Here is a 23,929-nt window from a genome sequence, read left to right as displayed (position 1 = left end):
GGTATTACGTTGAGGTTATCGGGAGCAACGTGCATTTGGTGATAAAGTGTCTGAAATATGTATTAGTGATACAAAGGTAAAATTGATGACTAAAAATGAAATTTATGTAGGCATGTTGTTCTGGATTTTGCCTCATATTAGGAATATGCAAATTCAAGATAAAAATCTAGACTGTAGGATAAGTTTTATTACTATGAGTAAATACTAAGAATAGTCCATAAAGTTAGTGTGTTATATCGATTTTTTTATTCGTATAAGTTAAAAAGGCACTTCATATACAAATTGAGAGGTTTTTATGAAGTTAAGTACATCAAAAGCATTATTTATCGCTGCAGCAATGACTATGCCTGTGATGGTTTATGCTAGTAATGTCCCAGTACCTGGGTTAGCAACGGATCCTCTCAACGAATGCTATGAGCAGATTGCAGATGCTCCACGGACAGCAGTTCAAGCATGTTTACAAAGTAAGCTAGATAGAGCAGATGAGGTGATGAGTAAATCACTTGCAGATAATGAAACTGAACTGAAAAAAATTGACTCTTCTGCAACAGCACAAGCGATTGCTTCTCTAAAAAAATCACAGGATGCTTTTCTGGCGTTCAGAACCAGTGAGTGTCAACGTCAAGGTGATGCTTTACTTGGTGGAAGCGGAATAGGGGATGTGATGTTAGCGTGTAGGGTTAAACTGACTTATTTCAGAATTGAAGCGCTGAGTCTTTAATCGTATTTTTCATTATGTATTTTGGCGCCTTTATGTATGTCATGATGCGCTATTATCTAATATAGAAAAACGTCTTTTCCCCTTAATTAACTTCTTAATTTTTAGTAAGGGGTTTTTAGTCATATCTTATGTCGTTATTATGAATACTCCTCTTTGAGCTAATATAAGTCGCCGAGGAGTATTTTAGTTACTGCGCTGCTTTTTTCAGTTTTTCAACTTGTTCGGCGGTGACGGGTTTACCTTGCCCACCCCACTCAGCACGTGCCCATGAAATTAAATCTGCCATTTCTTGAGGCGTTAAATCATCAGCAAAACTTGGCATGGCATACATACGCTGCCCGTTCGGGAAGGTGGTGGTTGGAATACCAGTTAGTACCACACTGATAAAGGTTTCAGGGCTGTCCATGGCTAGGATAGCATTACCTTTTAACGCTGGAATACCATTTGGCACACCTTCTCCGGTGATCCCGTGGCAGCCTGCGCAGGTAGACATATACATCAAGCGGCCCGTTTCCATGGTTTGACTGACATCACCCACTTCTGGTGAACTTGCTTCAGGTAATGGCGCTGGTGGAGTTTTGGCTCCGAGTATTTTTCCTTGTTTATCGGTCATCAAATAAATCGCCATGTCATCCACATCGCTCTTTTTCATCTGACTGGTGGAAAAGTGGGTTACTGTGCTCATGTCTGCAAATGCAGAGCCTTGTGGGGCATTGCCTGTCAGTAAAAACTGGCTTAAAGAGGCGGTATCGTACCCATGTTTGGAAAGCGCTTCTGCCGTGATATCAGGGATCGCTAAACCGGCTTCTTCACCCCCTTGAAGTGACCGTGAAAACTCGACACCCATCATTAGGTTACGTGGTGAGTGGCAAGCACCGCAGTGTGCCAAACCTTCGACAATATACGCGCCACGGTTCCACTCGGCAGAGCGTTGCGGGTCATGGGGCGCATTTTGTTTAGGAAAATTGAGCAAAGTCCAGAAGTTCATAAATGGGCGAACGGGTAGGACAAATACCCCGGTATTTTCTTTGTTTGGCACCGCCATTGGTGGAAGTGACATCACATAAGCATACAGGGCATCAATATCTTCCGATGTGGTCATATGGGTAAATACAAACGGCATCGCAGGGTAGAGATTACCTCTCTCTTTGCCAATTCCGTCTTTCAAAGCACGATGGAAATCAGCACGGGTATAGTTACCGATACCAAATTGCTTATCAGGCGTTATATTTGTGGAGTAAATGGTACCGAAGGGGGTTCCGATAGCACGGCCACCCGCAGCCAATGGCCCTTCAGGTAATGAGTGGCAACCAAAGCAATCCCCAGCGGTTGCCAGTTCTTGTCCTCTAGGCAGTAACTTGGCGACTTCTTCTGAGGTCAGCGGTTTATCTAAATCAGGGCCGATACTGGAGGTACGAAAAGCGCCAAACAGGATCGCAAGCATTAATATTATGAATAATAAGATAATAATATAAATGCTCTTACGTAGATAGCTGGATTTAGCCATGATGTTTCCCCCTAGTCGATCACGCAGCCAGGAGTGTCAAGAGCGACTTTCCTCACAGCTTCATAGTAGCGTACATATCCTGTACAACGGCAAATATGCTCATTGAGGGCTTCTTCAATGGCGTGTTCGAGTTGGTCACGTTTCACTGGGTTTTTCTTCAGTTTATCAAGAAATACCGTCGCGCCCGTGACAAAACCGGGCGCACAATAACCGCATTGGAACGAAAAGTTTTCGATAAAAGCTTGTTGAATTGGCGTTAATTCAACAACTTTGCCTTGTTCATCTAGTTTGGCTTGCCCTTCGATGGTCACAATATTTTTATTGTTGAAATAATGGGCACCAAAGATACAGGTGCGGCTTTCAACCGTTGAGCCATCGGGCTGGATTTCCATAATGGTGCAAGCATGGCAGATCCCTTGTCCGCAACCAAAGTGGGTGCCAGTGAGGTCTAGGTATTCATGTAGAAACTCAATCATTGGCATCCCAACAGGGACATCAATAGGACCAACTTTTTGGCCGTTAATGGTCAGTGTTAGTGGCTTGCGCTCAATAATCGGAACGGCATTGTTGATTTTCATGAGAGTGCCTTTTTAATTTTATCTACCGTGATAGGAAATTCATAGAAACGCTTGCCTGTCGCATGGGTTAATGCATTACTCGTCGCAGGTAAGATTGGGATCATCCCCAGTTCAGCCATGCCTTTTGGTGGCGAAGTTTCTGAGAGAGGTGGTAAGTAATCAATGGTTTGCTGCCAAACCGCCACATCTTTTGCGCGCGGCAGGACATAACGATTAAAGTTCCATGTCCCGTTACCTGGCCCATCTTCATACAGTGGTAATTCTTCCATCAATGCATGGCCAATACCCATCGCGGTACCTCCTTGGATCTGGCCTGAAACTAATTCAGGGACAATCATCGTACCGGGGTCCATAATCATATGGTGGCGCATGACATCGACCTCACCTGTCATCGTGTTGACGTTGAGCTCGACTAGGCAAGAAGCGGGTGTGACCGTTGTGGGGTCTGCTTTTGCGCGTTGTGTGGGTGGGTAATAGGCAATTTTACGTTTAATAAAATGATAACCGCCAGTTGTCATCTGTTTTTTTAGTTCTTGTGGCGCACCCTCGCCATAACGAACGGATATCGCATCAAGAGGCAGATTTTTTAAGCCCACAGTTGGGATATCGAACTCTGCGCGAGCCCACTGCCAGCTGGAATAACCGTGAACAGCAACCCCGGTGATAAGCCCCATCTCATGGGCTCTTTTGGCTAAAATGTCAAAAGGAATGGGCTTCATTCCGCCACCGCCAATACCTTCTGGGCCAACGCGAATATCGGCAAATTCAACATTTAAGCCGTTGAACGCACCACCGCCGGGGCCTTCACTCCAAATGCTTTTGGCCGCAGGCCAGAGGGTATTTTCCAATAAAAAATGACCCGCTTGGCGCGTGCCGAACCCAATGTAATAAACACCGCTCGATGAACTCATGTCAGGGATCAGAGCCGGAGTCCAATAGGGATCAGTTTTGGACAATTCGTCTTGTTTTTTCTGGTCGGCCCAACTGGTTTTAAGCGGTAGTTCTTCAAACTCAGTCACCCCAAACTCAACTACATCAGGGGCTTTGCTGAGTGCTTGCCATACCATTACTTGCTGCGCGGTTGTACCACCTGTACCAATCTCTTGCATACAATGGCGCATTGTTAGCTTGCCATTGATATCAAATTCGAGGGAAAGAATGGTAGGGACACCACTAGAGCCATAAACTTGCTGCACTTGTGCGAAGCCAACACCGTATAGCTTACCGGGGTTTTTCGCTTCATAATTGGCTTTGTTTTTCTCACGATCGACCCAAATCGGGTGTTTTTCTGCGAGATTTAACATTTCGACATTGCGAGGATCACCGGCGATAACACCGCCTTGTGTATTCGGATAACCTTCTAAAATAGCATTACGGCGGCGCAGTTCAATCGGGTCAATATTGAGGTTGTGAGCGATTTCATCGACCATCAATTCAGTGACAGCCATCGATTGCAAGGAACCAAAGCCACGCATTGAGCCCGCTTCGACAGCCGGAGTGGCCATGGCGAGAGCGGTGAGGTCAGATTTAGGGAAATAATAAATAGATTGGGCGCCACGTACCGCAACGTGGGATACGGCAACGGAGAGGTTTTCACGGCCTCCACCATTACAGTTGTAAGTGCCTTTTAAAACATCAAATTTACCGGTTTTTTTATCACCAATAATGGTGACATCCATCTCGATGGAGTGGCGTTTCATCCCCATTTGGAATTGTTCATAGCGGTCATTTGCCATGCGAACAGGCAAGCCATCAGCGTAGAAACTGGCAACCATCGAATAGAAAGGGAAAACTGAATAGTCTTTTGAGCCGTAACCGACAGTCGAACCGGTTAATAATACAATGTTTTCGACGGAAAAATGTTTGTTGTGTTTAGATAGCTCAGCCGCGGCATTGACCACACCAGCAGGAGATTGCGTTGCTGTTAAGATATGCAGCGTTTTGGTTTGTGCGTCATACCAAGTATTACAGTTATCAGGCTCCATCGCGCAAGGGTCGATGGATTGTGAAAAACCATGGCGTTCAATCACAAACTTATCAGGGTTCTGGCGAGCGGCTGCGATTTCTTGCTCAATTTGCCGTGCGTAATCCATCGCTTTTTCTTGTTTATCAGGGCTCTTTTCTGCCTGATGAAGGGCTTGAATAAAGCCGCCACCACGATCTTTACGGATTACGGGTGGAATAGAAATGGCGTGTTTGGGGTCATAAGGTGGCCAAATAGGCGTATTGCCATCGAACCCGCCTTTAATACCCGAATCTTGATAAGGGGAAAAGATAGAAGGTGAAAGTGGGGTGTCACCACCGATACGCACATAACGTGCTGCACCGTAGTTAGCGGGCGGTTTTGGCCCTGTCACCGTTCCGTATTTTACGGTGTTTGTGGCGAAGCGTAACATCCGCTGTGCTGCACTGTATTTATCGAAATCATGATAAATCAAGATAGCAACAGGGTGGCCAATAATCGGCGGGGTATCCCCTAGAGGAACTAAAATATTGGTGCCATAAAAGCCTTTCCCCATACTGGTGTCTTGAGGGATATTTAAGCCATCACGGATAAGGTCTTCTTGTAAAACAATTTTATCAGGCTGTAGATTTGGCCCTAACATTGAAATATCAATGCCTTCAAAGGTTTTATCTGCCTCTGTCGCTTTTAACATAAAGGCATAACTTTGTTTTTTTGGCCAGCCGGGGATGTCTTTGGCACGATAATCACGAGCAAAATTTTTACGCCCAGTAACTTTTTCAACGCCATCCCAACGAAAACGTGCTTTACCGTTTTGACCAATCCAATCCGTTGATGGAGAGTCAGAATCGAGCTCCATTGCTATCGCAAAAGGGAGTTTGCCGACCATCACAGCAATGCCCGCAATAGTCCCCAGTTTGATGAAATTGCGTCTAGAAATATGTCCCGACATGGTGTGCTCCCTGATAATATTTTTAGGGGTTTTATTATGAGCAATGGAGAGAAATAATATTTCTTAGCCACTCATTATAAGACTATTTTATTTCGATTAAATCTGTTCGGAATTTGATGGCTAATATCAAATAGCTCAGTAAGTTACACAAATATTATGGGTATCTGTAATGATATATCAAGAATGAGTAAGGGGATTTATACAAGAAAGTGAATAATATTGTTGGAGTCATCTTAATATGACAGTATTGAATAAAATAACTGAGCTTTATTAGAATGTATTTTATTTAAATGATATTAATTCTTATTAATGAATAATTAAATCAATATGTATTCTATTATATAAAGTATATTCCTATAAGGGGATTAAATAGAGGCCAGTCGGGCTCATTAAATATTAACAAGCCCGACTGGTCATTTTTCGTCATTATTGACGTAAAGATTTAATATGCTCCGGGGTGACATCGGCAGGCTGTCCTCCCCATTGAACGCGAAGGAAGTTCACTAACTCACTAATTTGTTGGTCATTTAGCTTATTAGCAAACCCTGGCATACTTTGCATGTTTTGGTTATTAGGAAACGGCTGTTCAGGTAAACCATCTAAAATAGCGTTAATTAGGTTAGTGCTATCCGCATCACGTAATGTTGAATTCCCTTTCATTGCCACGGCAACATTCGGTTTGCCGCTACCATCATAGGAGTGGCAGCCGGAGCAGGTTTCTAAATAAATTTGGCGGCCTTGTGCGTTACCTTCCCCCATTCTTAATGGTGAAGTGGCTGGTGGGTTATCGCCCATTAAATAGGTGGCTATGGCACTATTATCTTCTGGAGTTAAATGTTGTGAACTCAGATAAATTACAGGGTGCATATCACTGTAGGCGGAACCTTGTGGCGTGAGCCCAGTCATGAAAAACTGCTGTAAATCTTCTTTTGTCCATCCTCGTTCTGCAAGCGCTTTCGGGGTAATATCTGGCGCCATAAAACGGCCTAATGCACCGCCTTTCATGAAGTTATCTAAATCCATTTCACCCAGTTTCCCTCTTGGCGTATGGCATTCGGCACAATGCTCTAATACATTAACTAAATACCGGCCACGTAGCCATTCAGAGGAGCTACCTTGTGAGCTATCTGGGAGCGGTTTGTCGTTAAAAAACAATAAATTCCAGCCAATCATTGCCATACGTTGGTTCAATGGGAATGGCAATGAATTTTCAGGTGGCGCGACATCAACTGCGGGTTGACTCATCAAATAACTGTAAATAGCGTCAGAATCTTCACGACTGATCCCTTTGTAAGAGGTATAAGGCATGGCCGGATAAAGATTTTTACTCGGCGGTGAAATTCCTTGGGTCAGTGCTTTATAAAAATCATCTTTTGTCCAGCGGCCGATACCAAAGTCAGCTGAAGGGGTTAAGTTGCTGCTGTAGATTATCCCAAATGGAGTATCTAGAGGAAAACCACCGGCTAATGGTGCGCCATCAGCGCTGGTGTGGCATGCAGCGCAGTCACCAGCAAGAGCGAGATAACGGCCCCGCTCAATTTCTTGGGGAGTTGCGGTGACTTTTTGTACCGGACCATCTAAGGTACGGCTTTCATACCAGTAGAGCACCGCCCAAACGATGATAGCGATGGCTATCAACCATAAAATAATTCGTTTGATCATTTTATTGCCTCCTTGATAAGACCAGGAGTCGCAAGAACCACATCGCGTACCGCTTCATAATAGCGGACATAGCCCGTACAACGGCAAATATGGTTATTTAGAGCTTGTTTGATAGCATCTTCTAGTTCTTCTTCTGCAATAGGGTTTCGCTGAAGTTCTTCAATAAATACGGTAGCGGCATTCACAAACCCTGGGGTGCAGTAGCCACACTGAAAACTGAAATGCTCAACAAAAGCTTGCTGAACCGGGGATAGTTTTACCTCTCCATTTTCTTCTTTAGTGGCCGCCCCTTCGATAGTCCGAATACTTTTATTATTGAAAAAATGGGCACCAGTAATACAGGTGCGGATCTCTTCGCTGGTACCAGATGGATTATCTAAGATAACAACGCATGCATGGCAGATACCTTGACCACAGCCTAGGCGAGAACCTGTTAGGTCGACATATTCATGAAGAAAGTCGATCATCATGAGGCCTTCAGGCACGTCCATTGGTCCATACTGTTGGCCATTAATGGTTAAGGTAAGGGGAAGGAAATTTAGGCTCATGATATTACCTCTAAAATGTCTTTTGCGCGTACAGGCAAATGCAAGAAATGATGACCAGTTGCATCTGCAATGGCATTAACGATGGCTGAAACCACCGGGATCATAACAACCTCAGCAACGCCTTTCGGCGGGTCAGTGTCCGAAAGTCCTGGTAGGACTTCGTTGGTTTGTTGCCAAACAGCAACGTCACTGGCAAGAGGGAGATGATAACGGTTGAAGTTCCATGTCCCATTACCGGGGCCATCTTCGTAGAGAGGTAAATATTCATGGAGCGCATGGCCGATACCCATTGCTAATCCACCTTGAATTTGCCCTGAAACCAGCTGTGGAACAATGAGATTACCGCATTCCACCACGCTGTGATGGTTGAGTAATTCGACATGTCCCGTCGCTTTGTCGATGGAGAGCTCTGTCACCGTGGCAACGGCACTGTAGTATGTAACTCCGGCATTATTTCTTTGTGTATCAGGGTAATACGCTTTCTCGCGGTGGCAAACTTGGTATTCTTTATCGGCAAATCGTAGCGATAGCCCATCAATCGGTAAACGGCGGGTTTCTCCCTGAATAGGGAATTCCGCTTCAGCCCATTGCCAGCGGTTAAATACGTGGCACACTGCGCCGGTTACTCCGCCCATTGCAAAAGTGCGTTCAATTAAGCGCGATAAACTCAGCACCTCGAGCCCATCAGCGGTTAAGCCTTCAGCAACCCAACGTGCATCTTCACGACGAACAACGAGAGGAGCAGCTTGCCCGCCACCAATGCCTTCTTGCCAAATTGACATAGCCGCTGGCCATAACCCATGTTCAAAAATAAGGCGCGCTGCCGCTTCGGTGCTATGGGTGAAATAATAGGCGGAATTACTGGCACTCGCAGGTGAGCAGTAGTTCGGTGTCCATAATGGGTTTTGAGCTAGGTGGTTTTGCTCATCTTGTGACATGGCAAATGGGTTACCTGTCGATACCATCGGTAAAATTGACCAATCAACAACAGAAAAATGAGCTTGTTCCGCAGGCTTTCCTAACCATTTAGCGCAAACCACCGATTGGGACGTGGACATGCCTGTACCAATTTCTGCACCACTATGGTAAATGGCAATTTTCCCCTCGGGGGTGAGTTCCACGCGAGCAAAGGAGGATTCCGCGCCTGTTCCGAAGTCTTTTTGCACACAAGAAATCCCTGTGCCAAATAGTTTACCGCTATTTTTCGCTTCAAAGTCGGCTTTACGTTTGGCTCTATCTGTCCACATTGGATGCGCAGCACAGCGAGTTAACACTTCATCTGCACGAATAGCGCCACCAGGGATTGCCCCTTGGGTATTTTTCATCCCAGACTTGATGATATTTTTAAGGCGGAACTCGATGGGGTCGGCTTTGAGTAGTTTTGCGGCTTCTTCCATTAACATATCGGTTGCAGCCATGGCTTGTAATGTGCCATAACCGCGAGCTGAACCTGCATCTACTGCTCGTGATGCAATACCGACCGCAGATAAATCACTGCGGGGAATATAATAGATAGCTTGGGCACCTGTAGCCCCGACCATAACAACGGAAGGCGTAAAATTACAGCGACCACCGCCGTCACCGATAAAAGAAGCTGAAAGAGCTTCAATTTTATGCGTTTTTTTATTAACCGCTAGGGTGTAATCCATATCGAAAGCATGGCGTTTGATGGTGGATTGAAATTGTTCATAACGGTCATTAGCCAGACGAATAGGGACTCCGTCTCCATATAATGTTGCCATCGCCCCATAATAGGGGAATGGAGTGTGGTCTTTAGAACCATAACCAACGGTAAAACAAGGGTGTAGGAAAATTTGCTTAATTGGGAAATGTGATTTTGCCAACATCTCTGGTAATGATGCCGCAACCTCCTGAGGGGACTGTGTCGGAATAACAAGATGGAATGACTGTGTTTTGGTGTCGTACCAACCGTTAGCATTATCAGGCTCTAAGGCGGCAGTATCTATCGATTGAGAAAAGTATTTTCGTTTGATCACTAACCAGTCTTCTGGCGGGTTTTCCAGTTGTTTGGCGAGCTCATCAGCATATAGCATGCCTTGTTGGTCTAATTTTCCACCTTCGCGGCCTTCAGGCCAAACGGGTAAGTGTTTTTTCATGCCAATAGGGGAGATTGGCATGTCTTTTAGGCTTGAGTAAATATCGGGCTCATAAGGGTTTTCATTGCCAACTCGCACGCCACGGTAGCTTCCCCATGGGTCTCGTTCTAATGGGCCAGTTAATGCACCATATTGGATAACATCGTCACGGAATTTTAAGGTTTCTTTGGCAAAACGGAATTTAGCAAAATCATGGTAAATCAATAATGCGACGGCTTGGCCGAGGTAGGCTGGTGTTTTTCCTTCAGGAAGCAATAGATCCTCGCCATAAAATTCAGGGAAAGCGACACCATCTTTTTCTAAATCACTTGCGGTTACGATGCGGTCAGGCATCAGGCCATCTTTTAGCAGATCAAGGTTAAAGCCTTGGTAAACTTTATCGGCTTGAGTCACGCGGAGTAAAAATGCATGGCCTTGCTGTTTTGGCCAGTGAGGGATATCACGTGCACGAATGTCTCTGGCGAAGACTTTCTCCCCTTGGACTTTGGCAAAACCATCAATACGGAATTTGATTTGTTTGTCGACCGGGTTCCAGTCAGGTGATTGAAGGATTTTTTCTTCGAATAGCACATCGAAAGCACGGCTATACAAAGGGGCTAAATAAACAGATATTCCCGCTATAACGGCACATTTTAGAAAGTGTCTGCGGGAGAGTTCGACATTGCTTTTGCTCATAATACACCCTTACACTTATTATTATTACATCAGTATTTTTATTTTTATAGTCACATAGAAAAATTACTTGTATCACATTTATATTATACTTCTCTTAATAATTTTCAAATTAATGATTAAGTAGCTCTTGTGATCTTACTGAATATACTTTATTTATGAGGTATGCAATCAGTATATCGATTTAAAATAAAAACTATGAATATTGGCATTTTAATATTGGCAGCAGGAAAAAGTGAACGTTTTCAAAATGCTGGAGGTAAAGGAAGTAAATTAAACTTTGTGTTAGAGGAAAACACAGTTTTTGAAAAAACACTATGTAATTCAATTGATAGTGGACTTCCGATGCATGTGGTAACACGGCCTGAGAATGAAGGTGTCATTAATAATTGTTTACAATTTAATATTCCATACTCATTGATTAATAGTAATGGGTTAGGCGACTCAATCGCATTTGGTGTTAAAAACACTTCAAATTTAGATGGGTGGATAATTCATTTGGCGGATATGCCATACATCAATAGCCATTTATTTATCCGTGTAGCGAATAAATTAAAAAAATATACATTAGTACGGCCAGTATATAATGGCTTGCCGGGACATCCTGTGGGAATATCTGCAAAATATTATTCAGATTTAATTAAATTGTCTGGAGATGAAGGGGCAAAATCAATATTACAGAATAATTTTGTCTATAAACTAGACATAAATGATGAAAGTGTTGTGAAAGATATTGATTATCCAAGTGTTGATAACGAGTAAGGAACAAGTATGTTGCGTGAAGATGTTTTTGTTATCTCCCAAGCTGTTGATTGGATAAAAGAGCAGCCAGTTTGGTTATGTACGGTATTGAATACTTATGGCTCTTCGCCTAGAAGTCCTGGCTCCTTGCTGGTTGCAAAACAGAATGGCCAATATGTAGGCTCGCTTTCTGGTGGCTGCATTGAAGAGGATTTTATTCAACGAATCAAAAATATTGATTATGTTAGTCGCAGCCAAGTTGTTCGCTATGGAAGAGGTGGGATTGAAACTAAAGTCAACCTGCCCTGTGATGGCAGCTTAGATGTTTTGATTGAATATTTACCCAATAATGAAAAATCGCTTCATTACCTTGTTGAGATCCAAAATGCGCTATTGGGTTATTCGGCGATTATCAAGAAAGTCACCTTGCCGCAGAGCGGTGAAATTCATATAGCTAATAAATCAGAGCAACCAACACAGATAGAACGTGATGGCGATAAAATTCAGCTATATATTGCGGCTCCTCCTCGGTTAATTATTGCAGGAATTTCTACCGTCGGAGCTTATTGCGCTAATTTTGCCTTAACATTAGGGTTTGAGGTCATTATTTGCGATCACCGAGAAGACGAACTAGCGCGGTTTGCACCACAAATTCCACCTCAAGTTGAGGTTGTTTCTTTATTTCCCGCTCGCTATTTAGAAGAACAAGGTTGTTCTCCAAATACTGCCATTGTTTCCTTAACCCATGATCCCCGAATTGATGATTTAACACTGATGGAGTCGGTTAATACAGATGCTTTTTACATTGGTGCAATGGGGTCAGTAAGAACGAGTGCTCGCCGTCGTGAACGGCTTATCGCATCCGGTGGGATGATGGAAGAGGAAATAGAGCGTATCCATGCCCCCATTGGTATTCCGATAGGTAGTAAAACACCACCTGAAATTGCTTTAGCGATAATGGCCGACATTGTTGCTTATAAAAATGGCGTGACCTCATCAGAGACTGCATATAAAACGAAGAAATTGATGGGTATAAATTAAATATAACGTAATTTTATTTCTAATAGCTCACGCCATTTTAGATGGCGGAGCTAACTACAAATAATGTAGTTAATATATAGAGGTAATCGCTTCTCCCATTTTCACCAAATATTTTGATGCATCATACCGATCGGTAATTATTTCAATGTAAGCTGCGGTCTCTAGAGTTTCAATATGCAGTAAGGTGTCATTGAGTTCCTCGCAGGTTGTTACTTTTTTACAATACCAATCATCACACCCAAGTGCAGAAGGTAGTTGTGCATAATTCCATTTAGCAACATCGTTATAATAATATTCAGGTTCTCGACAAAATAGTCGCTCGATAAGGTAGCCATCGTTATTTAGAACAAAAATAATGGGTTTTAATCCGAATCGTGCAAATTGACTAATTTCTTGCATAGTTAATTGATGAGCACCTTCACCGGTTATTAAAATAATACGACGAGAGGGAGATGCTAAGGCTGCACCTAATGCGGCAGGAGTCGCCCAACCAATTGATCCCCATAAAGATTGAGTTTGAAAGGATGCACCTTTAGGTAGAAGTGCAAATGCTAAGCCCATGGTGAATGTGCCTGTATCACCAAATATCATATCGTTAGGTTTGAGCATTTTTTCTAATCGAGGGTATAAGAATGTTTCCGTTATTTCTTTTGTGGTTGAAACTATTGGCTCCCCAAGTGATTGTGCTCTTGGGAATGAATTTTGACTAAAAGGATAATGAGTAGGAGATATTAAATTATTCTTTAAGGCTAAAAGAATATCCTTCATATAAATATTATTATAGCATTGGCCATCTATAATTACGCAGTTATCCATAATATGGATGATGTTTTCAGTTTTAATATTTGAGGTATAACAAGCCGTATTAAAATCTGACATAATTGTACCGAAATTTAAAATACAATCACAGCTTTCTACAAATGAAGTCACTTGTGGATTGATGAAATCACCTGCATACATTCCCATATATTGTGTGTTAGTTTCATCTAACACGCTCTTATCCATAAAGAGGGTTGTATAGGGAATTTGGGTATGTTCAATAATATCTTGTAACTCTTTTTCTAGCCCTAAACGTAAAGATATAGAGCCAGCCAATAGACAGGCTTGTTTACTATTAATTAATTTATTAATTATCTGATTAACGGTGACTTTTAGCGTTTTTGAACAGCTTTTTGGCTCTAATGATAAGGGGGTGTTAGTTTGTTTGATAATAGGCTGCATTGCAAAATCAGCAGGTAATCCAAAATAAACTGGGCGTCGTTCATGTAATGCACAAGCTATTAGTCGCTTTGTTTCTTCAATACAATTCTCAGGGGTAATGATGGCATGAGCACAGACAATATGCTGGCTCATTTTATAAAATGCATCATAGTTTCCATTTCCTAATGTATGATGAGCAATGCGTTGGTTTTGCTGTGATTGGCTTGGTGGCATCCCAACTAAGTGAAATATTGGTAATCGTTCTGCAAAAGAACCCGCTATCGCATTTAGCGCACTTAGTTCGCCAACGCCAAATGTTGTTGATAATGCGGCCATTCCTTTAACTCTAGCATACCCATCAGCAGCATAGGCTGCATTGAGTTCATTGCAGTTACCAACCCAACGTAAATAAGGCATTGTACAAACCGTATCATTAGTAGGAAAGGAATAATCACCCGGTACACCAAAAATATCTTCAATTCCTAAGTCATATAGTTTAGATAAAATATATTCAATCACAGTTTCGTTCATTTTATTTCTCCAATTATTAATTAATAATAGTCTTGTGATTTTTATTTTTATAAAATTAATACTAATTAATGTGGTAAATAATAAAATATTATTATTCGTAATGGGATTGAGTATATTTGTTAAATTGAAAAATAGTCATTTTCTATCTGATAGAATGAATTGAAAAATAATGAACAAAAAGCAGCAGATCTTTATTATAAGATCTCGCTGCTATTATTAAATGTAATATTAAAATTTAGCGGCTGTTACCATTATTTCAACAAGCACTTGGTCTCGAGCCATATTGGCTTCAACAGCGGCACGGGCTGGGCTGCTTTCAACTGGCATCCATTTTTCCCACACAGCGTTAAACGCTGAAAAATCCCTTGCCATATCTTTAATCCAAACTTGAGCAGATAAAATTCGAGTTTTATCACTGTCGCTTGCAGCGAGTAAGGCATCAATTTTCGCTAAAACCTCAGTTGTTTGTTGAATTATGTCACCAGTTAGATCATTAGGTACTTGCCCTGATAAATAAACTATCCCTGCATATTCAACGCTGTCTGCTAAGCGTGGTTTCGGGTTGTTCCGTTTAATTGACATGATTACCTCGTTAATCCAGTTAAAGAAATGGGGGATGTTTGTTTTGTTATAAGCTGAGTCAATATTTCCGCGCTGCCTGCGGCAAGAGTAAACCCTAAACTACCGTGTCCAATATTAAGCCATAAATTTTTATAGGCAGTTTTTCCTAATAAAGGAGGGCCTTTGGGTGTTGAAGGGCGTAAGCCACACCAACTTTCAGCATCGTTAATTTTGGGTAATTCAGGGAAGGTATTTTTTATAATATTTTTGAGCGCTTGTATTCTATTTTCACGTAAACCTTGATTGTCATAGCCAATATCAACCATTGCAGCAATGCGTAATTGGTCATTCAGTTTGGCATAGACAATTTTATTGGCGTAGTCGGTAACATTAATTTTCGGAACAATATGTTCAGTTTGCGGGTATTCGACACTTAGGCTATACCCCTTTAACCCTAAAATAGGAACATTAATATTCAGTGGTTTTAATAATTCGTGGCTACCATTTCCTGCACAAACAATAAAATCATCAGCTTGGATCGTTCCCTGGTGAGTGGCTATTCCAGTGACTTCGTTATTTTGAGTAATGAAAGATTTAACACTGTGCTGCAAACAAAGTTTAAATTTAGGTTGTGTGAGTAAATATTGCAGTAGATTTTTACAGAATAAATAACAATCAGCGCTCTCATCATCAGGGGCATATATTGCACCTACTAGCTGAGACTGTATCTTTTTTAAAGAAGGCTCTAGTTCAACAATTTCAGCGGGTGTTAATACTTTTTGAAATTGTTTATCAACCGTTTCACTGGCTTTTTGGAAACTTTTATTATCACGGTGGATAATTAATTTCCCTGATTTTTCCCAAGCAAAATCAGCGATATCACCATTGCTACGCCATTTATTCATTATTTCTTGGCTCAGGAGTGATAAACGTAAAAGATGGGCACCATTAACTTTATTGGTTTTACGGTTACAAGCTAATGTGAATTGCGCTAACCAAGACCATTGTTGTAATGAAGGCATTATTTTTAAATTTAAAGGTGAGTCACTTTTCCCCATCCAACGTAAGCCTTGTAAAGGAACACCTGCATCAGCAAGGGGAGATACATAGCGATAGCTGAGCTGCCCACCGTTAGCAAAACTGGTTTGCATACCGACATCGGTATCTGATTCAACTAATGTTACGGTTTGGCCAGCTTTAATTAATGAATAGGCGGTGCTTAAACCAATAACACCAGCTCCAATTACCACCACATGTTTAGTCATAATAATCCGTAACCCATAATAACCAAGATGTTATTATTTAACGGCGAATAAGCTAACTAAACAATTGAGTTTTCATTACTAGAGTATAACTTTTGGTTAACTACTTTGTTTCTTTTTTCGAGTGTGGATGCCAAGGTGTTAACATAATTCTGTGCGGCTTTGGTTAATGGCTTATCTGCTCGATGAAAAACAGATACGGCAAGATGTAAACCTTCCTGTAATGGGTAAATCATCGATTCAGGTAATGTGTGTTCGGCTGAAAAAATATCGGTAATACTGCAGCCTAATCCAGCTTGGACAAATTCTGCTGCCATATGGTAGGTGTGCACACTAATATTTGATTCTGCAAACTCGTGACGCTTTTGTAATAGCTGAGATAAGGAATCAGAACCAGGGTGGATCCAACGCTCTTGGTCGATATCAGTGAGTGATACAGGGGAGTGTAATGGTAATTTGCTATCCACATAAACTAATGGGATATCAGCAATGGGGAGAACAGTAATCCCCCCTTCAATTTCAAGATTAAAGCCAATACCAATATCGAGATCTTGTTGGGTTAATAGCTGCAGAATGTCCGTTGTATGATGTGTACCGATCGTGAGTTTGATATTGGGGTGCTTTTTTATAAATTGCGCGGTTACTTCAGGCACTAAGTTTAGCCCTAAGCTAGGTAAGCAGCCAATGGCTAATTTACCTTGTGGATCACGTGATAAGTTTTGCGCTAAAATTCTGAGCTTATCTAAATTATGATAAACTTCTTTGGCTTCTTCAAATAGTAGGTTTGCCTCAGCAGTCGGAATTAATTTTCCTCTTATTCTCTGGAATAAGACTAAGCCAAGTTGTTGTTCTGCATGTTTTAAGGCCTTACTTGCTGCGGGTTGTGAGATATGTAAAACCTCCGCTGCACGGGTTAAAGAACCACAGGTCATGACCGCATAAAAAATATCGAGATGCCTTAATTTCATTTTCAGAAACCTATTATTTGCCTTTACTCACAGAAACCGACTGTTGGTATTAATTCGCATATTCTACCGAATTAATACAAATTAATCTGAATAACTCTTCATTTAGTACTGAAAATGGTGAAGGAAATTAGGCGGTATAAATTAAAAAGAGATAAAAAAGCGAAGGCCAGGCTATATACATAAGTTATAGCCTGGCCTTTATGATTGTGTGCTAGGTAAAGTACGTACCAATTTCGAGAAAGATTTTAATTAAGATACTATTTGAAATATCGACAATAAATGCACCTACCATTGGCACCACTAAGAAGGCTTTATGAGAAGGACTGAATGCTTTAGTGACTGTTTGCATATTTGCTATTGCGGTTGGTGTTGCTCCCATTCCAAACCCACAGTGACCAGCACTAATAACAACTGCGTCATAATCTTTGCCCATCATTCTAAAGGTAACAAACGTTGCAAATAGAACCATAACCACCGTTTGTACGGCAATAATAATTAGAACAGGACCTGCCATACTGGCGAGCTGACCGAATTTTAAAGACATTAGCGCCATTGCTAAGAATAAGGACAAGGCAACGCTACCTAAAACATCAACCGTTGGCTCGAAAACTTCGTGTTTAAATACATGCGTTAAGACATTACGAATTATAATGCCAACAAACAAACACCAAACAAAGGTTGGTAATTGCATGACGGTATCTTTAAAAAACTCGCTAATATAGCCGCCCACGACAATACAGATAATTAGCATTGAGATGGTTTCAATAACATTATTAGCATTAATTTTTCGTTTAACACTCGGTTGTTCGAAAGCTTCGACGATCGTTTCTTTTTCGAGCTCAGTGCTTTTAGGGATTGATACTTTTTTCAATAAATGGCGAGCAACAGGGCCGCCAATTAACCCACCGAGTACTAAACCTAAGGTTGCACATGCCATGGCTAATTCAACGGCACCTGTCACTCCATATTTATCAGCCAGTATTGGTCCCCAAGCCCCTGCGTTGCCGTGGCCACCGGTTAGTGTGATTGAACCCGCAATTAAACCAATAAATGGGCTTTCATTAAGCATGACAGCCATTCCCATACCAACGGTATTTTGAATAGCAATTAAGATAGTCACCGCGATAGTTAATAAGACAAGTGGCTTACCACCTTTTATTAATCGCGAAAAATCTGAGCTCAATCCAATTGATGAAAAGAAGGTAATCATTAAAATGCTTTGTAGCGAGGCATCAAAAGTAAATGAGTATCCTGCTGTTTTATCAACAATTAGTAGAATGATAGCAACAATGAAACCGCCAACAACGGCTTCAGGAATATGGTTTTTTTGTAGAAAAGGTGTGTATTTTACAACAAACATACCAATCAATAGCGCCAAACAAGCGACTAATAAAGTGTAGCTGGCATCTAGGATCATTATTTTACCTCAAGTTAGTTTACCAGAACTTTCACTGTTGTTATTTAACATTAGCGATAAATTAAGTTACTTTGCGTAACTTTTATTTAACAATGAGTTTTGTTTGGGTATCTATAACTTTTAGTTAACCGCGATATTTTTACTTTTTCATTTATTGAGTCATTAAATTCTGCAATAGATTATTCATTTTTAACTTAACTAATTGTTAATTATGATTTTTATATCTGATGTGTATTTGGGGAACATTTATGTAGTGACTAATATTTGCACTGGCTTTATCTCGTGGTAATAAAACCGTATTCAATATGAATGATGAGAAGTGTGATGTGCCGCATGTAAGACGCTTAGCAAATATAGGAGAAGAGGGGGGAATGCTACATGATGTAGAATGCGCTTAATAATTCAAATGAAAAGTGATGTCTTGGACATGCCGTTTGGGCTCAGTATCTGAACGATTAATTGCTTTTAACCTCAGTGGAATGAATGTGAATATTATTGATTAAAATAATAGTATGATTTTATTTGTGCCATAAATGTAACTTATTGATTTATTGGCTTACTTTGTTGATTGGATTACTGTTTATATGGGTATTGGCATGGTTAAATATCATAGGGCGCGACATTAATGATGACTCCACCCGGAGCAGAACAAGCACTGGTTATTTTGCAAAAATATTTTTTGATTCATTATACTAATCAAATAACGTTTGCCTGATATTTAATGAATTGAAAAGAAAAAGTCTTATACTGCCTCACTGTTTTATTCAAGATGGAACAAAAATGACTAAAAAATTGATAAATCCAACGTCTGTCTTCAATTCTTTGCAGTATGGCTTTAGCCAAGCCGTAGAAACAACGGGAACCCGACAATTATTTCTATCAGGCCAGGTTGGTGTGAATGCTGCGGAAGAAACTGTTGCTGGGGGAATTTACGAACAAACCGTGCAATCATTAATTAATATTGAACATGTACTGCATGAGGCCGGTGGCGACTTATCTCATGTGGCTATGTTACGTATTTATATCAAAGAGGGCTTTAATAGCCATGAGGAACAAGCTGATATTGCGAAAGCATTAAAAGAAAAATTTCCCAATATGCCACCTGCATCTTCTTGGGTTATTGTTTCAGGGCTTTCCTTGCCGGAATGGTTAATAGAAATAGAAGCTCATGCAGTTTTGAACTAAATTTATTCGAATAGAAAAGCCGACAACAGATGTATCGGCTTTTCTGGCACTCGTGGTATTAGTGTTTTACTAACGTTGAAAAATAATAAACAAGCGGTACCGCGAGGATCCACAAACTAATTGGAATTTCTCTCCATTTGCCTGCAACCGCTTTGATTAAAATATAAAATAGCAGCCCACCCGCAATGCCTGTACCAAAACTATTAGCGATTAACGTAATCATCACCATCATTAATACCGGTAAGCCATCAGTAAAATTGCCTAAGTCCACTTTTCGTAAGCCGCTGAACATATTTAGTCCAATTAAAATGAGCGCTGGAGCTGTGGCTTGGGCTGGGATCATTAATGCGATAGGCGTAAATAACAGCATTAATAAAAACATAAAGGCAGCGGCAAGGGCGGTCATACCTGTTTTACCCCCAGCCTCTGCCGCGGCTGAAGATTCAATAAGTGCAGTTGCCGCAGGAATACCTACCCACGGGCCTAATGCAGCAGCAATGGAATCAACGATAAAAGGGCGGTTAATATTTGGCATATTACCTTCTTTATCTAATAAACCGGCTTCTCCGCCAACGGCTAATGTTGTTCCCATCGTTGAAAAAAATTCAGCGGCAAAAAAGACAAATAAGAAAGGGAGAAACGCGATATTTAGTGCGCCAATTAAATCAACATGGCCTAAGACAGGGGCAACAGAATGTGGAATACCAATAAAACTTTCAGGTAATTTTGTGACGCCAAATGGAATACCCAAAAGGGTGGCAAATAAAATTGCCCATAAAATTCCGCCTGGTATTTTGCGAGCTTGTAGAGCAATGGCAATGAAAAAGCCTGCGAGTGCGACTAACGCTCCAGGAGAAAGGAAATCACCAAGCATTAATGCATTTGTTTTTGGGTTAGCGAGGACTAATCCTGCATTTCGAAAGCCTAAAACGGCAACGAAAAGACCAATTGATGCAGTTAATCCGAGTTTAATTGATTGAGGGACAGAGCGTGTAACGACTTCACGCAAGCCAAATTTAGTTAATAGAAAAAATAAGATCCCTGACCAACAAGCAATGCCTAGCCCTATTTGCCAGTCAATACCTTCACTGCCTGCAAGAGTAATACCGACAAGAACAGAACCTCCGATACCAGGGCCAACAATAAAGGGTAAGTTTGCGTAGAATGCCATTAATAAACTGGCAATAACGAAGACAATAATCGTTCCAGTGGTTGCTGCGCCTTTATCCATCCCTCCAGCGGCAAGTAAACCGGGGATCACCACAAGAAGGTAAGCCGCGGCTAAAAAAACAGTAATTCCGGCTAAACACTCTGTTTTCACTGAACTTCCACGCTCACGTAAAGCAAAGCGTCTTTCCAGCCAACTCCCTGATGTTGGCTTATCTATTGAATTGTCAGCCATTAATTGGCTCTCCTATTATTATTTTTGATATTTATAGTTTTCTAGGCATGCTTAACAGTATGGATGATTGCGTTAACGATTTGACGCGTTGTTCCATCAGTTAATCCTAAATCAGTTAAATGCGGTCCCGCATTGCATGCAAGACAAGTTCCTTCAATGGCTTTAAAGACTCGATATGGCGGCTCCCAATCTGCGATTTGACTACTTAATTCACGTAATTGACGAAATTGAGCGGCCAGTTCAGTTGCGGGTAAATCAGATAACATACCGGCAATTGGCATAGCGACATGAGCTAAAACCTTGCCATTTTGTACTAACGCCATACCTCCACCACTTTCGATTAATAAATTAGCGGCAGTGGCCATATCATCAGGATCACGACCAAGCACAACGAGGTTATGTGAATCGTGTGAATAGCTAGTTGCAATGGCTCCGCGTAATTCCCCCCAGCCCTCAAGTAAGGCTATTTGAGGTAAAGCATCGTGGCGGCCGTGACGGTGCTGAACTCGAATAAGACTGAAATTATTCGGCAGTTGTACCACGCTATTTTTGATTTGTACGTCAATTTCTCCCCACTGGGTAAAGCGTGCTCCACGAATGTGACGTAAACGCGCACTACCATTATTGATTCCATCAATTTTTAGTGTGCAATCATTTGGGGTTATTGGCGAAAGTCGCATGGTATCGCGTGGTGGTAAAATATTATCAGGGATACTTAACGCATTAATAAGTCGGTTGTTTTCTGCAATTTTTTGCCCTGATACATACACAGCTTGTGCTCTTAATATTTCCAATGAATCGAAAATGACTAAATTTGCTTTTCTCCCTGCAGCAATCAGGCCAAGGTCATGGCGTTGTAGGCGTATTGCCGCATTGAATGTGGCAAAGCGCAGTACGTCAGTTGCCGGCATTCCATGCTCAATTAAAAGGTTTAGCAACGCAATAATGCCACCTTTTTCTATCAACATGTCGGGCGGTACATCATCTGTGCATACCGTAATTTGTGATGATAAATGAGGTAAAGATTTTAATGCGGCAACAATATCGGGAAGGAGATAAGGATGTGAGCCTCGAATTTCTAACGTAAGGCCTGCACGCAGCTTTTCAAGGGCATCTTCAGCCGAAGTTAATTCATGATCAGAGGTGACGCCAGCCGCCAGATAAGCTTGGAGCTCAGCCCCTTTTAAACCTCTTGCATGGCCTTCTATAAGTTTGCCTGATGTAATTCCTGCATTTAAAATTTCTTCCATTCTATCACTGCCATGGAGCACACCAAACATATCCATAACTTCAGCCACACCGCGGACTTCCGGCCAACTCAGCATGGTTGACATTTCATTCCCAGCAAAATCCGCACCAGACATTTCTAAGCCAGGTGTTGATGGCACTGATGAAGGGGCTGCAACCATAACATCTAGCGGCAAATTTCGGCTAGAATCAATAGCATAACGTACACCTTCTAAACCTAATACATTGGCAAGTTCATGGGGATCCCAAAAGACAGCTGTTGTTCCTTGGGCTAGAACTATTTCTGCATAACGAACAGGGGGTAAGTGTGAGCTTTCTAAATGGACGTGAGTGTCTATTAAGCCGGGTGAAATGAAATAGCCAGATAAATCATGGGTTTCATTTGCATCACTACGAGTTCCTGTAGGGTGAACGCTAGCAATTAGGTTGCCGGTTATCCCGATATCTGCAAGGCGAACTTCACCTGTGACCATATCGACAATATTGGCATTAGCGAGTAAAAGGTCAAAAGGCTTTTCACCTTTAGCGGATTGAATGACATGACGCCTATTTTGTTTTGTTATGCACATAAAGTTACCATTGCTACAGTTTATGACTGTTACTTTATGAGCAACGCAAACGTTTGCCAAGATGATAAAATTTATCATGCGATAAGAAATGGTTATAATGAACAGATATATTGGCTAACCCAATAAAAATAAAAGTACATTATTATGATAGAACCTTGGCAGAGACTGCCAGCACTCACGCTCAAACAACTGCAGTATTTTGTGACATTAGCAAAACTGCGTCATTTTACCGAGACAGCAAATCGTCTAGCGGTGAGCCAACCTGCTTTGAGTAGTGCTTTGCGGCAAATAGAAACGGTTATTGGAGGAAAGTTAATTAATCGCACAGCTTCATCCGTAACATTAACGGAGCTAGGCGCTGCAATTTTGCCATATGCACAGCAAATTCTGAGTGTTTCTCACCGTGCATTTAGTGAAATTCAGAAAATCATCGTAGAGGGAGGGGATGGTACATTACGTATTGGGTTAGTTCCTTCCGTAAGTTCTTTGTTATTTCCAGCAGTACCTGAATTATTAACTCAATATTTTCCGAGGCTTAATATTGAATTTTATGACCAAACGAATGACGCTTTGGTGGAAAAGCTTATCAATCATGAAATTGATTTTGGCATTGGTGTGTTAGATAGCTCAGTGCCTCAAAATTTAAATATCTTTCCATTGCAGGATGACCCTTTTGTTGCCGTTATTCATCATGATGACCCTGTATCTGTTAATGCGTTTCACTTGCCGTGGAAATTGCTAAATAATCGTGATATTGCCGTATTTTCGAAAGGAAATATTCAACGTTTAGTTGCTGCTACGGTGGAAAGTCACCGACTAAAATTAAATATTCGTTATCAAGTAGATTATATTGAAACCTTATATGGCTTAGTTCGTTCGAAATTAGCAATTGCTATTTTACCACAGCTTTATACTGTACATTTACGTGACCCTGAATTGAAAGTTTTGCAATTACAACAACCTGAGTTAACGCGTACAGTCGCTTTAATTCGCAATAGCCAGCAAACAACACCATTAATGGATGAGGTTTTTCAGGTATTGTTAAAAGTATTGCGTGAAAATAGCGTATGAGATATATCCACTA

At 41.3% G+C, this 23,929-nt stretch carries 18 protein-coding genes; 5 read left to right on the top strand and 13 right to left on the bottom strand.

Annotation, left to right across the window (positions count from 1 at the left end; genetic code table 11):
- Positions 1-295: 295 nt before the first annotated feature.
- Positions 296-721 carry a lysozyme inhibitor LprI family protein gene (gene umoC, locus PR800_RS16820; protein WP_195697642.1) on the top strand — a complete coding sequence of 142 codons (426 nt, stop codon included), beginning with the start codon at positions 296-298 and terminating at the stop codon, positions 719-721.
- Between the two features lie 187 nt (positions 722-908).
- On the opposite strand, the gene PR800_RS16815 is transcribed toward umoC, so the two are convergent.
- The 6 genes from PR800_RS16815 to PR800_RS16790 form a co-directional block, all read right to left on the bottom strand.
- Positions 909-2,228, bottom strand: coding sequence for a cytochrome c (locus PR800_RS16815; RefSeq protein WP_239978971.1), 1,320 nt, complete (start codon positions 2,226-2,228; stop codon positions 909-911).
- An 11-nt stretch (positions 2,229-2,239) separates the two neighbouring features.
- A complete protein-coding gene (locus tag PR800_RS16810; RefSeq protein ID WP_102140099.1) occupies positions 2,240-2,806 on the bottom strand; it encodes a (2Fe-2S)-binding protein in 567 nt (188 codons plus the stop codon).
- Positions 2,803-5,721 (bottom strand): xanthine dehydrogenase family protein molybdopterin-binding subunit, encoded by a 2,919-nt coding sequence (locus PR800_RS16805; protein ID WP_166265805.1) that lies wholly within the window; start codon positions 5,719-5,721, stop codon positions 2,803-2,805. Before PR800_RS16805 ends, PR800_RS16810 begins: the two co-directional genes overlap by 4 nt.
- Before the next feature lie 426 nt (positions 5,722-6,147).
- Positions 6,148-7,383: a c-type cytochrome gene (locus tag PR800_RS16800; RefSeq protein WP_272531173.1), complete on the bottom strand. Its 1,236-nt coding sequence runs from the start codon at positions 7,381-7,383 to the stop codon at positions 6,148-6,150.
- Positions 7,380-7,931 (bottom strand): (2Fe-2S)-binding protein, encoded by a 552-nt coding sequence (locus tag PR800_RS16795; RefSeq protein ID WP_102140096.1) that lies wholly within the window; start codon positions 7,929-7,931, stop codon positions 7,380-7,382. Before PR800_RS16795 ends, PR800_RS16800 begins: the two co-directional genes overlap by 4 nt.
- Positions 7,928-10,723 (bottom strand): xanthine dehydrogenase family protein molybdopterin-binding subunit, encoded by a 2,796-nt coding sequence (locus PR800_RS16790; protein WP_272531172.1) that lies wholly within the window; start codon positions 10,721-10,723, stop codon positions 7,928-7,930. The genes PR800_RS16795 and PR800_RS16790 overlap by 4 nt, the downstream gene beginning before the upstream one ends.
- 195 nt (positions 10,724-10,918) lie before the next feature.
- On the opposite strand from PR800_RS16790, the gene PR800_RS16785 reads away from it, so the two are divergent.
- On the top strand, positions 10,919-11,482 hold the full coding sequence (locus PR800_RS16785; protein WP_272531171.1) for a nucleotidyltransferase family protein: 564 nt from the start codon (positions 10,919-10,921) through the stop codon (positions 11,480-11,482).
- Positions 11,483-11,491: 9 nt separating this feature from the next.
- A complete protein-coding gene (locus PR800_RS16780; protein WP_239979506.1) occupies positions 11,492-12,502 on the top strand; it encodes an XdhC family protein in 1,011 nt (336 codons plus the stop codon).
- 69 nt (positions 12,503-12,571) lie between these two features.
- On the opposite strand, the gene PR800_RS16775 is transcribed toward PR800_RS16780, so the two are convergent.
- The 5 genes from PR800_RS16775 to gltS form a co-directional block, all read right to left on the bottom strand.
- Positions 12,572-14,233 carry an alpha-keto acid decarboxylase family protein gene (locus PR800_RS16775; protein ID WP_272531170.1) on the bottom strand — a complete coding sequence of 554 codons (1,662 nt, stop codon included), beginning with the start codon at positions 14,231-14,233 and terminating at the stop codon, positions 12,572-12,574.
- A 228-nt stretch (positions 14,234-14,461) separates the two neighbouring features.
- Positions 14,462-14,815, bottom strand: a complete 354-nt coding sequence (locus PR800_RS16770; RefSeq protein WP_102140091.1) for a RidA family protein — start codon at positions 14,813-14,815, stop codon at positions 14,462-14,464.
- Positions 14,816-14,817: 2 nt separating this feature from the next.
- Positions 14,818-16,059: a D-amino acid dehydrogenase gene (locus PR800_RS16765; protein ID WP_166265787.1), complete on the bottom strand. Its 1,242-nt coding sequence runs from the start codon at positions 16,057-16,059 to the stop codon at positions 14,818-14,820.
- Positions 16,060-16,115: 56 nt separating this feature from the next.
- Positions 16,116-17,024 (bottom strand): LysR family transcriptional regulator, encoded by a 909-nt coding sequence (locus tag PR800_RS16760; protein WP_102140089.1) that lies wholly within the window; start codon positions 17,022-17,024, stop codon positions 16,116-16,118.
- 211 nt (positions 17,025-17,235) lie between these two features.
- Positions 17,236-18,441, bottom strand: a complete 1,206-nt coding sequence (gene gltS, locus PR800_RS16755) for a sodium/glutamate symporter (RefSeq protein WP_102140088.1) — start codon at positions 18,439-18,441, stop codon at positions 17,236-17,238.
- Positions 18,442-19,221: 780 nt separating this feature from the next.
- On the opposite strand from gltS, the gene PR800_RS16750 reads away from it, so the two are divergent.
- The gene (locus tag PR800_RS16750; RefSeq protein WP_166265784.1) at positions 19,222-19,626 is read left to right on the top strand and encodes a RidA family protein; all 405 of its coding nucleotides are present in this window, start codon (positions 19,222-19,224) and stop codon (positions 19,624-19,626) included.
- Between the two features lie 58 nt (positions 19,627-19,684).
- Here the strand turns inward: PR800_RS16750 and PR800_RS16745 are convergent, their stop codons facing one another.
- Both PR800_RS16745 and PR800_RS16740 read right to left on the bottom strand, forming a co-directional pair.
- A complete protein-coding gene (locus PR800_RS16745) occupies positions 19,685-21,028 on the bottom strand; it encodes an NCS2 family permease (RefSeq protein WP_272531169.1) in 1,344 nt (447 codons plus the stop codon).
- Positions 21,029-21,069: 41 nt separating this feature from the next.
- A complete protein-coding gene (locus tag PR800_RS16740; protein ID WP_272531168.1) occupies positions 21,070-22,845 on the bottom strand; it encodes an adenine deaminase in 1,776 nt (591 codons plus the stop codon).
- A gap of 144 nt (positions 22,846-22,989) precedes the next feature.
- On the opposite strand from PR800_RS16740, the gene PR800_RS16735 reads away from it, so the two are divergent.
- Complete coding sequence (locus tag PR800_RS16735; RefSeq protein ID WP_272531167.1) at positions 22,990-23,916, top strand: LysR family transcriptional regulator; 927 nt, start codon at positions 22,990-22,992, stop codon at positions 23,914-23,916.
- The last annotated feature ends 13 nt before the right edge of the window (positions 23,917-23,929 follow it).

Source organism: Providencia sp. PROV205 (assembly GCF_028479505.1).
In the GTDB taxonomy this organism is placed as follows: domain Bacteria; phylum Pseudomonadota; class Gammaproteobacteria; order Enterobacterales; family Enterobacteriaceae; genus Providencia; species Providencia huaxiensis.
This window is presented reverse-complemented; position numbering and strand designations above follow the sequence as displayed.